Source organism: Glycomyces endophyticus (assembly GCF_039531525.1).
Classification (GTDB): domain Bacteria; phylum Actinomycetota; class Actinomycetes; order Mycobacteriales; family Micromonosporaceae; genus Glycomyces; species Glycomyces endophyticus.
This window is the reverse complement of record NZ_BAAAQF010000027.1, coordinates 51973-67224: the sequence shown is the minus strand read 5'-3', so window position 1 is coordinate 67224 and position 15252 is coordinate 51973. Positions and strand designations below refer to the sequence as shown.

Genomic DNA, 15252 nt, shown 5'->3' with positions numbered 1-15252 from the left:
GCGCTGAAGCTCAGGCCTTGAGCCGCGACAGGACGCGCGGGTGGAGTTCGGGCCGGGACCTGCAATGCGTGATGGGCTTGTAGAGCACGAGGTCCGACACGATGCCGTAGATGTTGAAGAGCGCCAGCGGGACGACGGCCCACAGGTAGGGCCGGTCGAGGGCCGCGGCGGCCCAGGCCGCCAGCGCCCCGGTGAGCGCGAACGTCGCGAACGGCAGGAGGTAGCGGCTGACGCTCAACCGGTGCATGTGGGTGGCGAGGAACGCGGTCTGGTAGGCGATGTAGTTCAGGTAGGCGAGCAGGACGCCGACGACGAGGGTGGCGATGCTGCCGTGCGGGAGGTCGATCGGGAACCGGTCGAGGTTGTAGGCGACCGCGGTTCCGGTGGCGATGGCGCCGAGGGCGTACAGGTAGAGGCTGTTCAGGACTAGGACGCTCTCGGCCTTGGCCCAGGGTCGGAGTGCTGAGAGCGGTGCCCAGTGGGGGCATTCCCAGGAGTCGAACTCGCCTTGGACGATGCGCGGTCCGAGGTGGTGGCGGCGTTCTTCGTCGGTGGTGGGCCATGCGGGGGCGTCTTTGCGGTAGGCCCGCAGTTTGATCGGGAGTGCCGGATCGGTGGCGCAGGTGGCGCGGTCGGTGAGGGCGGCGCGGAGGCGTGCGAGTTCCTGCATGACGAGGAAGCCGGGGACGAGGGCGAAGATGAGGAGTTCCCGGTCCTCGATTGCGGTGAAAACCGCGCTGGCGAGGAGGATCAGTCCGGTGGCGTGCAGGACGTGTGCGGTGCGGCTCGGCCGGTGGGGGCGGCGGAGGGTGCGGAGGTATTCGATGGGGCCGACCGCGAGTGCGAGAGCGGTGGGGATGAGGAGCGCGGTGGTGGCGGCCAGGAAGAGGCTGTCGGCGTCGGCTCCGGCGCGGATGCCGTCGAGGCCTTCGAGGCCCTTGGTGAGGGCGCCGATGGCGACGGCGAGGGCGGCGGCGGCTGAGGCGGTGCGTCTGATGATGCTGTAGCGGGCGAATCCGGCGAGGTCGGTCCAGCGCAGTCGGTGGGGGCAGGCGGCCGTGCGGGGGTCGGACTCGGTGGGTTCCGGTGCGGCTGATTCGACGGTTATGGGCGGGTCGGTTCGCGCCGGTTCCGGGGGTTCTTTATCCATTTTGGGGCTTTCAATTGTGCGTATGGGCAGGTACCGGTGGTGGGGCCGGTGGGGTGTGGGAATTCTAGGGTCGGTGGGGCGGGGGCGTCAAGGGGTGGGGTGGAGCCAGGTGCGGGCGGGGGCGGGGAGGTCGGGGTGGGTGTCGCAGGTGTCGCGGGGGGCGAGGAGGGTGCGGAGGTGGAGGAGGTGGGCGGTGGCGGCGGCGGTGGGGAGGGCGGCGAGGGCGAGGAGGGGGAGGCCGAGCCATTGTCCGATGAGGATGGTGGCGGCGAGGGTGAGGAGGGCGCCGGCGGCGGTGAGCCAGGCGATGGGGGCTTCGGGGCGGTGGAGGCGGCGCCAGGTCCCGACGAGGGCGAAGACGCCGATCATGCCGAGCATGGAGCCGAGGACGAGGAGGACGCCGTCGAGGAGGGCGGTGCGGCTGAACTCGGCGCCGATGGAGAGGAGGAAGCCGCCGGCGAAGAGGGCGAGGAGCTGGACGGTCCCGGCGAGGGCGATGGTGAGGAGTGCTGCGGCGTAGAGGAGCCGGCCGCCGGGGGTGAGGTCGCGGACGCGGACGCGGTGGGGGCAGCCGTCGCGGGTCTCCGGCGGGGGTTCCTCGTCGGGGCCGGTGGTGCGGGGGGCGCCTGCCTCGACGGTGATCTGCAGGTCGTCGCTGGACTTGGTGGTGTCGTGTTCCATTGGGGCGCTTCCGGTTGCGGAGGGGTTGGGGTCCCGGCCGGGTGGGCCGGGACCCTGCGCATTGTATGGCCCCGCGGTCAGCGGTAGGCGGAGGACTGGAGGGTGTAGAGCTCGGCGTAGGCGCCGCCGCGGACCATGAGTTCGTCGTGGGTGCCGGATTCGGCGATGCGGCCGCCGTCGAGGACGACGATGAGGTCGGCCATGGAGACGGTGGAGAAGCGGTGGGAGACGAGGACGGTGACGGTGCCGCGGGCGCGTCCGGCGTGGACCTCTTCGGCGAAGCGCTCGAAGAGGGCGTGCTCGGTCTGGGGGTCGAGGGCGGCGGTGGGCTCGTCGAAGACGACGAGGAGCGGGTCGGGGCGCATGCGGCCGCGGCCGATGGCGAGTTTCTGCCATTGACCGCCGGAGAGGTCGGTGCCGTCGTCCCAGCGGGCGCCGAGGCGGGTGTCGAGGCCGCGCGGGAGGTCGTCGATGACGTCGTCGGCGCCGGCGCGGGTCATGGCGGCGCGGACGGTGGCGTCGTCGTAGCCGTTGCGCAGGTCGCCGATGCCGACGGTTTCGCGGGCGGTGAACTCGAAGCGGGTGAAGTCCTGGTAGGTGGCGCCGATGCGCTCGCGCCACTCGTCGACGGGGAAGGAGCCGAGGTCGGCGCCGTCGACGCGGATGGTCCCGGCCGTGGGCTGGTAGAAACCGGACAGGAGTTTGACGAGGGTGGTCTTGCCGGCGCCGTTCTCGCCGACGAGGGCGACGACCTTGCCGGCGGGGAGGTCGAGGGTGACGCCGTCGAGGGAGGCGCGCTCGGACTCGGGGTAGGCGAAGGCGACGCCGTCGAGGCGGATGCCGGCGGCGAGGCGGTCGGGGACGGGCAGGGGGACGGCGGGTCCGGCGGACCGGGTCGCGTAGTCGCGGAGCCACAGGAGGCGGGCGCCGAGCTTGCCGGTGCGGACGAGGAGCGAGGACTGGAAGGCGATGCCGCCGGCCGCGTTGGCGACCATGCCGATGAGGGAGACGAGGAGGACGACGTCGCCGGCGGTGGCCTGGCCGCGGATGGCGAGGTAGAGGACGATGCCGATGCCCGCGGCCATGCCGATCGCGGACAGGAGGCCTTCGCCGGTGGCGATGCGGGCGGCGCGCCACTGGCCGCGGTTGCGCTCGGCGACGACGGCGGCGCCGGTCTCGTGGTGGCGGCGGGCGATCTCGGCGGCGGAGCCGAACACGCGGAGCTCCTTGCCGGACTCGGCGAGGGTGGCGACCTCGAAGAGGTGGCGGCGGCGGCGCTCGGGTTCGCTGGTGGCCTCCTGGACCTCGATCTCGACGTCGCCGGAGCGCTTGGCGATCGCCATGGCGCCCAGGGCGACGAGGGGGAAGACGAGGAGGAGCGGGTGGACGGCGGCGAGGAGGGCGCCGCCGACGGCGATGGTCACGAAGGCGCGCAGGCACTGCGCGAGCCAGTTGACGGCGCCGCCGAGGAGCCAGCGGTCCTCGCGGATGCGCTGGACCTGGTCGAGGTGGCCGGGCCGTTCGTGGTGGTCGAGGCCGGGCGGGGTGCCCATGAGCTCCATGACCTCGCGGTCGGAGGCGCGGGCGGTGTGGTCGAGGACGAGGAACACGAGTTTGACGTAGGCGAAGACGACGGCCCAGATGAGGGCGACGCCGACGCCGAGCCCGGCGGCGGCGAGCCAGGCGTCGCGGGTGTGGCCGGCCTGCACGGCGTCGATGATGACCTTGGTGAGGTACACGGTGGTGGGCATGAGGATCGCCTGGACGACGCCGAGGACGACCTGGGCGGTGGTGGCCTTCGGGTGGGCGCGGAAGCCGACGGCGAGCGCGTATCTGAGGCCGCGCAGGCCGTTCGCGAGGCGGTGGGTCACGGCTGCTCCTGGGGGGATCGGGCGAGGCGGTTGGCCTGCAACGTGAACGCTTCGGCGTAGCGGCCGCCGAGGGCCATGAGGTCGTCGTGGTCGCCGTCTTCGACGACGCGGCCGCCGTCGAGGACGACGATGCGGTCGGCGCGGCGCACGGTCGAGAACCGGTGGGAGATGACGATGGTGGTGAGCCCGGCGGTGATGTCGAGGAACTGCTCGTAGAGCTCGGCCTCGGCGCGGACGTCGAGGGCCGCGGCGGGCTCGTCGAGGATGAGGACCTTCGCGCCGGCCTGGACGGCGAAGAGGGCGCGGGCGAGGGCGATGCGCTGCCACTGGCCGCCGGAGAGGTCGGTGCCGCCGCCGTACTCGCTCGACAGGACGGTGTCGAGTCCGTCGGGGAGCGATTCGATGAGGGCGCGGATGCCCATGGGCTCGCACGCCTTCCAGATGAGGTCGGTGTCGCCGGCGAGGTGCGGTGCGCCGAAGGTGATGTTGTCGCGGACGGTGAGCTGGTAGCGGGTGAAGTCCTGGAAGAGGGCGGAGAGGCGGGTGCGCCATGCGGCGGGGTCGACGCCGGCGAGGTCGGTGCCGTCGGCGGTGATGCGGCCGCCGGTGGGCTCGTAGAGGCCGGCGAGGAGCTTGACGAGGCTGGTCTTCCCGGCGCCGTTGTGGCCCACGATGGCGAGGGAGGTGCCGGCTTCGATCTCGAGGTCGAGTCCGGCGATGACGGCCCGGTCGGCGCCGGGGTAGGCGAAGTCGACGGCCTCGAAGCGGAGGGAGCGGGCGGGGGCGGCGGGCGGCAGTTCGGCGGTGACGGGCCGTTCCCCTTCGGTGAGTTCGCCTTCGAGGGCGAGGACCTTGGGGACGGGGAGGGAGCCGAGGCTGAGGAACGCGGCGGTGTCGTCGAACGCGGAGAACTCGAACATGGTGGTGAGGGCGACGAGGTAGACCGCGAGGGCGCCGAAGGCGACGGCGCCGGTGAGTCCGGCGTTCACGAGGGCGACGGCGGTGGCGACGGTGAGGACGAGGAGCACGCCGATGACGAACACGGCGGTGCGGGGGCTGAGGCGCTGGTGGCGGTCGGAGTAGGCCATGCGGTCGTTCCACTGGCGGTCGTAGCGGTCCATGAGCCAGCCCATGAGGCCCCAGACGCGGATCTCCTTGGCGGGGGCGGCGGTGATGGCGAGGTCGCGGAGGTACTCGGTCTCGCGCATCTCAGTGGAGCGCATGTAGGCGGTGCGGCCGACGCGGGTGTAGTCGGCCTGCATGGCGATGAAGACGGCGGGCCAGGCGACGAGCCAGGCGAGGCCGATCCAGACGTTGAAGAACGCGAGGACGGCGGAGGCGCCGGCGGCCATGAGGAATTCGGGGGCGATGGCGGCGAGGCCGCGGACGGCGCGTTCGGGGCGGATGAAGTCGGCGCCGAGCTGGCGGGCGATGCGCAGGAGGGCGAGGACGTCGTCGTCTTCGAGGTGGGTGATGCCGACGGGGCGGGCGACGGCGGCGAGGAGCCGGTCCTGGAGGAGCAGTTCGAGGTCGCGGCCGAGGTTGAAGGCGACGGCCTGGTGGAAGTGGGTGACGAGGCGGCCGAGGAGGAGCGCGGCGACGCCGGCGCCGAGGAGGAGGTAGGCGTCGCGGGCCTCGGTGGAGCCGGGTCCGGCCGCGGCGGCGGCGGGGACGGCGCCGATGAGGAGGCCGGTGGCGATGGTCATCGCGAGCGGGAGGGCCGCGGTGAGGACGGTGGTGGCGGCGAAGAGGGCGGTGCGGGGGCGGCTGATGCGGGGCAGGAGCCGGACGACCGCGAGGACGGCGCGTCCGGACTCGAACCGGCGGGTTTCCGGGGGTGCCATATGAATCCGTTCATGATGTCATGATGACTGTTCGATGACACCATAACAGAGTCGCGGCGCGGGCGCATCCCGCCGAAGCCGTCCACCTCCCCCACCCGCCCAGGGCAAGAATAAGGTGCGATCCTCCCGCCGGGGTCCGACAGAAACCGGCCTCGGGAAGGGTGCTGTCACCCGATCGGGTGCCGCCGGGGGCACGGGTAGGCTTGACCCTCGTGTCAGCGCCCAATCTCGTCAACCTCGAAACCGTCTCCAAGGCCTACCCCGACCAGGTGGTCCTCGACGCGGTCTCCCTCGGCATCGCCGCCTCCCAGCGCGTCGGCGTCGTCGGCCGCAACGGCGACGGGAAGTCGACGCTGCTGCGCCTCATCGCCCGCGCCGACGAGCCCGACTCGGGCCGCGTCGTGCACACCGGCGGCACCCGTGTGGCCGTGCTCGGCCAGACCGACGGCCTCGACGGGGACGCCACGGTGCGGGAGGCCCTGTTCGGGGGCCTCGACGCGCACGAGTGGGCGTCGGACGCGCGGATCCGCGAGATCCTGACCGGCCTGTTCGGCGGCCTCGACGCGCCGGTCCTGCCGGAGGGGCTCGACTCCCGGATCGGGGTGCTGTCGGGCGGGGAGCGGCGCCGCACCGACCTGGCGCGGGTGCTCACCGCCGACGCGGACCTGCTGCTGCTCGACGAGCCGACGAACCACCTCGACATCGAGGGGATCGCCTGGCTCGCGGGGCACCTGAACGGGGTGCGGGCCGCGATCGTGGTCGTCACGCACGACCGGTGGTTCCTCGACGAGATCTGCGACCGGATCTGGGACGTGCAGCGGGGGCAGGTGTTCGAGTACGACGGCGGGTACTCCGCGTACGTGCTGGCGCGGGCCGAGCGGGAGCGGCAGGCGAACGTCGCCGAGGAGAAGCGCCAGAACCTCATGCGCAAGGAGCTGGCGTGGCTGCGGCGGGGCCCGAAGGCGCGCACGTCGAAGTCGAAGTTCCGGATCGACGCGGCGAACGAGCTGATCGCGAACGAGCCGCCGCCGCGCGACACCGCCGAGCTGGTGTCGTTCGCGACGGGGCGGCTGGGCAAGACCGTGTTCGAAGCCCAGGACGTCACCGTCAAGGCCGGGGACCAGACGCTGCTGGAGCACCTCGACTGGATCCTGGGTCCGGGCAAGCGGATCGGGCTGCTCGGCGTCAACGGCGCGGGGAAGACCTCGCTGCTGCGCACCCTCGCGGAGGCGATCGGCGACAAGCAGCCGGCGCAGGGCCGCATCAAGGTCGGGCGCACGGTGAAGCTGGCGTGGCTGACCCAGCACATGGAGGACCTGGACGGGTCCTGGCGGGTCCTCGAGGCGATCGAGCTGGTGGCCAAGCGGGTCCAGTTCGGGAAGAAGGAGATGAGCGCCGGGCAGCTCGCGGAGCGGCTCGGGTTCGTCGGCGGCCGCCAGCGCGCGTTCGTGCGGGACCTGTCGGGCGGGCAGCGGCGGCGGCTGCAGCTGGCGCGGCTGCTGATGGCGGAGCCGAACGTGCTGTTCCTGGACGAGCCGACGAACGATCTGGACATCGAGACGCTGACGCAGTTGGAGGACCTGCTCGACGACTGGGCGGGGACGATGGTGGTGGTGAGCCACGACCGGTACTTCACGGAGCGGGTGGCGGACGAGACGTGGGCGCTGCTGGGTGACCGGCGGTTGCGGATGCTGCCGCGGGGCGTGGAGGAGTACCTGGAGCGGCGCGGTGCGGTGAAGGGCGCGGCGGAGCGGTCGGGTGCGGCGCCGGCGGCGGCGACGTCGGGTGCGCAGGACCGGGCCGTGCAGAAGGAGCTGTCCAAGTTGGAGCGGCGGCTGGAGCGGACGGACGAGAAGATCGCGGGGGTGCACGCGGAGATGGCGGCGTTCGCGACGGATCCGGGGAAGCTCGGGGAGCTGCAGGGGCGGCTGTCGGCGCTGGAGGCGGAGAAGGACGAGATCGAGGAGCGGTGGATGGAGCTGGCGGAGTAGGCTCGGTCCCGTTGCCGCCCTTGGCAATTCCTACAATCTAGTAGGGATGGGGGCGGTCCCTCGGCGGTCACGGCTTCGTAACGGAGCTAAAGATCCTACCAGTCCCGAACGCTCCCATACCGGTTGGTAACCGACTCTTCATTCACTGATTTATGGGGGTCTTCCAGGGTCTTCACTTTATGTTGTGACTTCCCTAACCTCGGTTTGAAAGCCCGAAAGGGCCGGTTCCACCGAACTGTGTGCTCCGCACGGATGCGTCCCATCTCTTCGCTTCGCGCGGTGAACAACTGAACCGAGAGGGAGTACCCCCCTATGACCGTCTCGTACCGTTCCGTCCGCCGAGTATCGGCCGCCGCCATCGCAGGCGCGGCGACGATCGGCTCCATCACCCTCGGCGGCCTCGCCGCCCACGCCGACCCGGGCTCCTGGCCCCTCGCCGACCTCCAGAGCGCCGCCTCGGCGGAGGTCATCCCCGGCGAGTACCTCGTCGTCCTCGACGAGGGCGCCTCGCTCGCCGCGCAGAACAAGAGCATCGAGGAGGGCGGCGCCGACGTCGTCGCCGCCTACGGCGAGGTCGGGGCCTTCCTCGTGGAGTCGACCGAGACCCAGGCGCGCGAGATCGCCGGCCTCGACGGCGTGGCCTCCGTCGAGCCGAACGCGGTGGTCTCGATCGCCGCCGTGCAGCCCGGCGCGACCTGGGGCCTGGACCGCATCGACCAGCTCGACCTCCCGCTCGACGGGAACTACGAGTACCTCGGGAACGGCGCGGGCGTGCACGCGTACATCGTGGACACCGGCATCAACGCCTCCCACACGGAGTTCACCGGGCGGGTCGGCAACGGCTACGACTTCATCTCGAACGACTCGACCCCGCAGGACGGCAACGGCCACGGCACCCACGTCGCGGGCACCGTCGGCGGCACCGTGTACGGCGTCGCGAAGAACGTGACCCTGCACGGGGTCCGGGTCCTCGACAACGCCGGCTCCGGTACGACCGCCGGGGTCGTCAACGGCATCAACTGGGTCGCGGCCAACGCGATCGAGCCGGCCGTGGCGAACATGAGCCTCGGCGGCGGGTACTCCGCGTCGCTGAACAACGCGGTCGAGGCCGCCGTGGACGCCGGCGTCACCTTCGCCGTCGCCGCCGGCAACGAGGACCAGGACGCCTGCAACGTGTCCCCCGCGTCGGCGCCGTCCGCGATCACCGTGGCCGCCAGCGACAACACCGACACCCGGGCCTACTTCTCGAACTTCGGCTCGTGCGTCGACGTGTTCGCGCCCGGCGTGGGCATCACCTCCGCGTGGCACACCTCGAACACCGCCACCAACACGATCTCCGGCACCTCGATGGCCTCCCCGCACGTCGCGGGCGCGGCCGCGGTCTACCTGGGCCTGAACCCGAGCGCGACCACCGACGACGTGGCCGAGTGGATCACCGGCAACGCCGCCGCGGGCCGGATCTCCGACGTCCAGGGCAGCCCGAACCTGCTGCTGTACACCGGCGACGAGGACGGCGGGGGCGGACCGGGCGAGCCGAGCGACTGCGCCGCCACGAACTCCACCGCCCGCGCGATCGCCGACCGCGCCACCGTCACCTCGACGCTGACGCTCGCCTGCGACGGCACGGCGCGCGCCAACAGCACCGTGGCCGTGAACATCACCCACACCTGGCGCGGCGACCTCGCGATCTACCTGGTCGCGCCGGACGGGACCAGCTACACGCTGAAGACGTCCTCCAGCGGCGACTCGGCCGACAACGTGATCGCCACGTACACGGTGAACCTGTCGAGCGAGACCGCGGCCGGGACCTGGACGCTGCGGATCGTCGACGCGTACGCCGGCGACACGGGCACCCTGAACAACTGGACCCTCGAGCTCTGATTCGCCCCCACAACTGAATAGCGGGCGCACCGGACGGGCCCTCCCCGTCGGCCGCAGCACCCGGACACCGCGACCTGGAGCCGTCGCACCGTCCCACCTGCTGCGCGACCGGGCCCTCCGGCGCCCGCCCCCCAGACTCGGCGTCTAAGGTCCACACCGGACCGGCGACCCCGATTCCGGTCCCCAGCCTCCGCACTCCCGTCCCGGCACCCCTCACGGCGAAGCTAGCGAGCCGTGACGAATGGACAGCCGCCGGGACCACCCGAAGGGATCGAATGTCCATGTCACCCATGAGAAAGAGGATGAGCGCCGGAGCAGCGCTCACCGCCGCGGCGCTCACGGCGCTCGCGTTCACCGCCACCGCGGCCGAGGCCGAGCCGAAGTACGGCTCCATCCTCGGCGACGGCGCCGCCGGCGCCATCGCGGGCGAGTACATCATCGTCCTCGAGGACGACGCGTCCTTCTCGGCGCAGGTCGAGGACGTCGAGGACGGCGGCGCCGACGTCGTCGAGACCTACCGGGGCGTCGACGCGTTCCTCGTGGAGTCGACCGAGCTCGAAGCCCGGGAGATCGCCGCGCTGGACGGCGTCGCGTTCGTCGAGCAGAACGCCGCGTTCACCACCCAGGCCACGCAGACCGGCGCGACCTGGGGCCTGGACCGCATCGACCAGCGGAACCGGCCGCTGTCGGGCACCTACACCTACAACTACACCGGTGCGGGCGTCCACGCGTACATCGTCGACACCGGCATCAACGCGAACCACTCGCAGTTCACCGGCCGGGTCGGCAACGGGTACGACTTCATCTCGAACGACTCGACCCCGCAGGACGGCAACGGCCACGGCACGCACGTCGCCGGGACCGTCGGCGGCACCACCTACGGCGTCGCCAAGGGCGTCACGCTCCACGGCGTGCGCGTCCTCGACAACGCCGGCTCCGGCACCACCGCCGGCGTCATCAACGGCATCAACTGGGTGCGCACCAACGCGATCAAGCCGGCCGTGGCGAACATGAGCCTCGGCGGCGGCTACTCCGCGTCGCTGAACAACGCGGTCGCCACGGCGGTCTCCTCCGGCGTGACCTTCGTGGTCGCCGCCGGCAACGAGTCCACCAACGCGTGCAACCGGTCCCCCGCCTCCACCCCGTCGGCGATCACCGTCGGCGCCACCACCTCCACCGACGCCCGCGCCAGCTACTCGAACTACGGCACGTGCGTCGACGTGTTCGCGCCCGGCTCGTCGATCACGTCCGCGTGGTACTCGTCGAACTCGGCCACCAACACCATCTCCGGCACCTCGATGGCCTCCCCGCACGTCGCGGGCGTGGCCGCCCTGTACCTGCAGGCCAACCCGAGCGCGTCGCCCTCCGCGGTGTCGAGCTGGATCACCTCCAACGCCACCACCGGCGTCGTGACCAGCCCCGGCACCGGCAGCCCCAACCGGCTGCTCTACACCTACCTGTAAGGCGGTGAGCGGCGCGGGCCGCTGACCGGGACGGGCCGAGGCCCTGCGCACCAGACGGTGCGCGGCGCCTCGGCCCGTTCGTCTGTTTCGGACAGTTGGCGGTGATTGGACATTCACTGATCTATAAATCCGGTACGAACCCTTTACACGATTTGTTCTCTCGTTTAGGCTCACTGCCAGGGCCTGACGGCCCGTCGCACGGCCGCAGCGCCCGGACGGGTGACGCGGGCCGGGCCGAGGGGGCCCGGTCCGCGCTTCGCCGCCCGGCGCCCGAACCCCCCGCGCGGCGCCGCCGGACCCCGGGGCCCGTCCCCCGCTCCCCCCGGAGCACCGGGCCTCACCCGAACCACCCTCACCCGGCGGGCGCGGCCCAAGCACCGCGCCCGCCGGGGACAACCGAAGGAGTTCCTCTTGTCAACGGCAGGAACCAGAAAGCCCCAGCGCCGACACGTGCGCACCGCCGCGGCCGTCGCCGTCGCAGCGGTCGCCGCCGGCGGGTCCGCCATCGCCGCCACCTCGTTCGCGAACGCCGAGGAGCCCGCGGCGGCGACCATCGTCGGCGCCGACTCCCCCGACGCCATCGACGGCTCGTACATCGTCGTCCTCGAGGACGACGCGACCGGGCTCGGCGCCCTCGCCGACGACCTCGGCGTCGACGTCGAGATCGAGCACACCCTCGACACCCTCAACGGCTACGTCGCCGAGCTCACCGAGTCCGAGGCCCTCGAACTCGCCGCCGACGAGGACGTCGCCTACGTCGAACAGGACCAGACCGCGCACGTGGCCGAGGTCCAGACCGACCCGCCGTCGTGGGGCCTCGACCGCCTCGACCAGGACGCCCTCCCGCTCGACGCCTCGTACGAGTACGCGCAGACCGGCGCCGGCGTCGAGGCGTTCGTGCTCGACACCGGCCTCAACGCCACGCACGCCGAATTCGAAGGGCGCGTGGGCGAAGGCTACGACTTCATCGACGACGACGCCGACCCCGCCGACGGCCACGGCCACGGCACCCACGTCGCCGGCACCATCGGCGGCACCGCCTACGGCGTCGCCAAGGACGTCACCATCCGGCCCGTCCGCGTCCTCGACGACAACGGCTCGGGCTCCTACTCCGCGATCATCGCCGGCATCGACTGGGTCGCCGAGAGCGCGACCGGCCCGGCCGTCGCCAACATGAGCCTCGGCGGGGGCTTCAGCCAGGCCCTCAACGACGCCATCGCCGCCGCCGTCGACGCGGGCGTCACCTTCGCCATCGCCGCCGGCAACGAGGGCCAGGACGCCTGCAACGTGTCCCCCGGCTCCGAGCCCTCCGCGATCACCGTGGGCGCCACCGACGAGAGCGACGCGGCCGCGTCCTTCTCCAACTTCGGCGAGTGCGTCGACCTCCTCGCGCCCGGCGTCGGCATCACCTCCGCGTGGATCGGCGCCGACGACGCCGAGAACACCATCTCCGGCACCTCCATGGCGACCCCGCACGTCGCCGGCGTCGCCGCCCTCTACCTGGAGACCGCCCCGGACGCCACCCCCGGCGACGTGGCGGCCGCGCTCACCGGCGGCGCCCTGGCCGACGCCGTCTCCGGCGTCAACGGCAGCCCGAACCTGCTGCTGAACACCGCCTTCCTCGGGTAGGCGCCGCGACCCGAACCGATTGGGATGAGGAGACAGGGCCCGCGCCTTCCCGGCGCGGGCCCTGCCGCATCCTCCGGAATCAGGTCTTGCGGGCGATCCCCGCCATCTGCGTGCGCTCGTACGGCTCCAGCTCGTCCACGTCGCGGACCGGCCGGTCCGGCTCCTCCGGGAACCAGCGCGGGATGTACTCCAGGCCCGGCGCGACCATCTCCATGCCCAGGAAGTGGCTCTCCAGCACCGGGACCGGCCGCATCCAGCCGTTCCCGAGCGTCTCGATGCACGCCGCCGACAGGGCCGCCTGCGCCGGCTCGCCCGTGTCCGGCCACGACGTCAGCAGCAGGTGGCTGCCGGCGGGCATCGCACCCATGAGCGCCGCGATGATGTCGTTCGGGCGCTGCTCGTCGCTGATCTGCATGATCATCCCGACCAGCAGCAGCGCGATCGGGCGGTCGAAGTCCAGGAACGCGCGGATCTCGGTGCGCGACAGGATGTAGTCGGGGTCGAGGAGGTCGGCCTCGACCACGATCGCGGACTCGTTCCCGGCCAGGAGCGCGTTCGCGTGGGCGATCACCATGGGGTCGTGGTCGACGTAGACGACCTTCGCGTCGGGGTTGATCCCGGCCGCGACCTGGTGCGTGTTCTGCGCGGTCGGCAGGCCGCACCCGATGTCGAGGATCTGGTCGATCCCAGCGGTGCGGACCAGGTACTCGACGCCGCGGATGAGCGCGCTGCGGTTGATCTTCGCGCACTCGCGGGCCTGCGGGATGTGCTGCGCGAACACGTCGGCGGCGACCCGGTCGACCGCGAGGTTGGTGGAGCCGCCCAGCAGCGCGTCGTAGACGCGCGCGGTGGCCGGGACGGAGGTGTCGGTGCCCGGCGGCAACTCGATGTCAGTGTCGTCGTGCATGGCCTGCCTTCCTGCAAGAACGCGACGGAGGCGCGGGGCCGCGGCCCCGCAGGGGTCTGCAGTCGACGGTACCGGCTCAGCGAGGACGGTGCCGGACACCAAGTGCGGCTTGACCTCTCAAGATCCGCTCGCTTCGCGCCACTCCCGCCACGTGCGTGCTCCCCCACCGAGCTGCTTGGCCCGGAACGAACTCCACGACGTCCGGCTCGGGCCCGGCCCGGCGGCGCGGCGCTCCTCGCCGGGTCACGGAACGGGCCCGGTGTGGCCGACCCGGAACGGGCTGTCGACGCTCAGCAGAAGCCCGGTTCGAGCTCCCAGTAGGTGAGGGTCACGGTCTCGTCGTAGTGGAGGGCGGTGCCGCCGGGCGGGCTCTGGGAGACCACGGCGCATTCGGTCTGGCCGCCGTCGGGCTCCTCGGTGACGGGGACGAGGACGACGGACTCCCAGCCGGCGGCGTCGAGCTCGTCGCGCGCGTCGGTGTACCAGATCCCGGTGACCCAGGGGAGGGTCGCGGCGCCGGGTTCGACCTGGCCGGGCTCGTCCTCCTCCTCGGACCCGCCGACGGTGCCGCCGTCGCCGCTGCCGCCGGTGTCGCCGTCCTGGCCCGTGGCGTCGGCCTCGGCGTCGTCCGCGGCGGCCGTGGTCGCCTCCTCCTCCGCGGACTCGCTCGCCGAGGCCCCGGGCGACGGGGAGCCGGCGCCGGTGCGGGCCTGGTCGGTCGTCTCCGCCGGCGTCCCTGCGGTGGCGGCCGCGTCGGCGACCCCGTCGCCGCCGTCGGGGCGGCTCCACGGGGACAGCGCGAACAGTGCGGCCGCCGCGAGGACCGCGACCGCGGCGGGCACGGCGAAGCGGCGGAGGCGGGGCCGGCGGGGCGCGGCGATCGGCGCGGTAGCGGGCTCGAACGGGTTGACCCCCGCGGGCGGCGTCCACGGCGCGGCGGGGACCGGCGGGACCGCTTGCGGGGTCATGGGATCGGCGGCGGCGTCGCGGCAGACGCGCGCGAATTCGTCGGCGGTGGGCCAGCGCCGCCCGGGGTCCTTGGCGAGGGCGTGCATGATCGCGGCCGCGGGGGCGGGCGGGACGCCGGGGCCGAGGGGCGGGGGCGGCTGGTTGAGGTGTCCGTTGAGGATGGTCCCGGCGGTGTCGCCGGTGAACGGCGGTGCGCCGGAGAGGCATTCGTAGGCGACGGCGCCGAGGGAGTAGACGTCGGTGGCGCCGGTGAGCGGGCGGCCTTCGAGCTGCTCGGGCGAGGCGTAGTAGAGGGTGCCCATGAGCATCCCGGACTCGGTGATGGTGCCGCGGCCGGGCGAGAGGGCGATGCCGAAGTCGACGAGGACGGCCCGGCCGCCGCGGTCGACGATGATGTTGGCGGGCTTGATGTCCCGGTGGACGATGCCGGTCTCGTGGGCGTGGTGGAGGGCGGCGGCGACGTCGGCGGTGAGGCCCATGGCCTCGGCGGGCGCGAGCGGGCCGCCGCGGAGCCGGGCGGTGAGGGTGGGGCCCTCGATGAGCGCCATGACGAGGTAGGCGAGGGTCTCGCCGTGGTCGCCGCCGGTCTCGCCGTAGTCGTGGAGGGCGGCGATGCCGGGGTGGCGGAGGGCGGCGACGGCCTGCGCCTCGTGCTGGAAGCGGGCGCGGGCGGTCGCGTCGGTTTCGAGGTCCGACTTGAGGATCTTGACGGCGACGTCGCGTTCGAGCCTGGTGTCGCGGGCCTTCCAGACGGAGCCCATGCCGCCGGTGGCGATCGGAGCGTCGAGTCGGTAGCGGTCGGCGATCATCGATCCGGTCTGCACGGCGATCCTCGCAAGCGGTCGGGCGGTGGCGGGTCCGCCCAG

General features: G+C 72.5%; 10 protein-coding genes. 4 read left to right on the top strand and 6 right to left on the bottom strand.

Annotated features, from left to right (window positions below; translation table 11 throughout):
* Positions 1 to 10: 10 nt before the first annotated feature.
* The 4 genes from ABD419_RS23210 to ABD419_RS23195 form a co-directional block, all read right to left on the bottom strand.
* Positions 11 to 1150, bottom strand: coding sequence for a hypothetical protein (locus ABD419_RS23210; RefSeq protein ID WP_344491924.1), 1140 nt, complete (start codon positions 1148 to 1150; stop codon positions 11 to 13).
* A gap of 87 nt (positions 1151 to 1237) precedes the next feature.
* Positions 1238 to 1831 carry a hypothetical protein gene (locus tag ABD419_RS23205; protein ID WP_344491921.1) on the bottom strand — a complete coding sequence of 198 codons (594 nt, stop codon included), beginning with the start codon at positions 1829 to 1831 and terminating at the stop codon, positions 1238 to 1240.
* A gap of 77 nt (positions 1832 to 1908) precedes the next feature.
* Entirely contained in the window at positions 1909 to 3702 is a 1794-nt protein-coding gene (locus ABD419_RS23200; protein WP_344491918.1) for an ABC transporter ATP-binding protein, read from the bottom strand.
* Positions 3699 to 5546, bottom strand: coding sequence for an ABC transporter ATP-binding protein (locus tag ABD419_RS23195; RefSeq protein ID WP_344491915.1), 1848 nt, complete (start codon positions 5544 to 5546; stop codon positions 3699 to 3701). Before ABD419_RS23195 ends, ABD419_RS23200 begins: the two co-directional genes overlap by 4 nt.
* A 212-nt stretch (positions 5547 to 5758) precedes the next feature.
* Between ABD419_RS23195 and ABD419_RS23190 the strand changes: the two genes are divergently transcribed.
* The 4 genes from ABD419_RS23190 to ABD419_RS23175 all read left to right on the top strand — a co-directional run bounded on the left by ABD419_RS23190 (position 5759) and on the right by ABD419_RS23175 (position 12510).
* The gene (locus tag ABD419_RS23190; RefSeq protein ID WP_344491912.1) at positions 5759 to 7537 is read left to right on the top strand and encodes an ABC-F family ATP-binding cassette domain-containing protein; all 1779 of its coding nucleotides are present in this window, start codon (positions 5759 to 5761) and stop codon (positions 7535 to 7537) included.
* A 312-nt stretch (positions 7538 to 7849) separates the two neighbouring features.
* Positions 7850 to 9418 (top strand): S8 family serine peptidase, encoded by a 1569-nt coding sequence (locus tag ABD419_RS23185; protein ID WP_344491909.1) that lies wholly within the window; start codon positions 7850 to 7852, stop codon positions 9416 to 9418.
* Between the two features lie 302 nt (positions 9419 to 9720).
* Complete coding sequence (locus ABD419_RS23180) at positions 9721 to 10881, top strand: S8 family peptidase (RefSeq protein ID WP_344491906.1); 1161 nt, start codon at positions 9721 to 9723, stop codon at positions 10879 to 10881.
* Between the two features lie 411 nt (positions 10882 to 11292).
* Positions 11293 to 12510, top strand: a complete 1218-nt coding sequence (locus ABD419_RS23175) for a S8 family peptidase (protein ID WP_344491903.1) — start codon at positions 11293 to 11295, stop codon at positions 12508 to 12510.
* Between the two features lie 79 nt (positions 12511 to 12589).
* Here the strand turns inward: ABD419_RS23175 and ABD419_RS23170 are convergent, their stop codons facing one another.
* Positions 12590 to 13417 (bottom strand): SAM-dependent methyltransferase, encoded by an 828-nt coding sequence (locus ABD419_RS23170; protein WP_344491900.1) that lies wholly within the window; start codon positions 13415 to 13417, stop codon positions 12590 to 12592.
* A gap of 290 nt (positions 13418 to 13707) precedes the next feature.
* Positions 13708 to 15210 (bottom strand): serine/threonine protein kinase, encoded by a 1503-nt coding sequence (locus ABD419_RS23165; RefSeq protein WP_344491897.1) that lies wholly within the window; start codon positions 15208 to 15210, stop codon positions 13708 to 13710.
* Positions 15211 to 15252 lie beyond the last annotated feature (42 nt).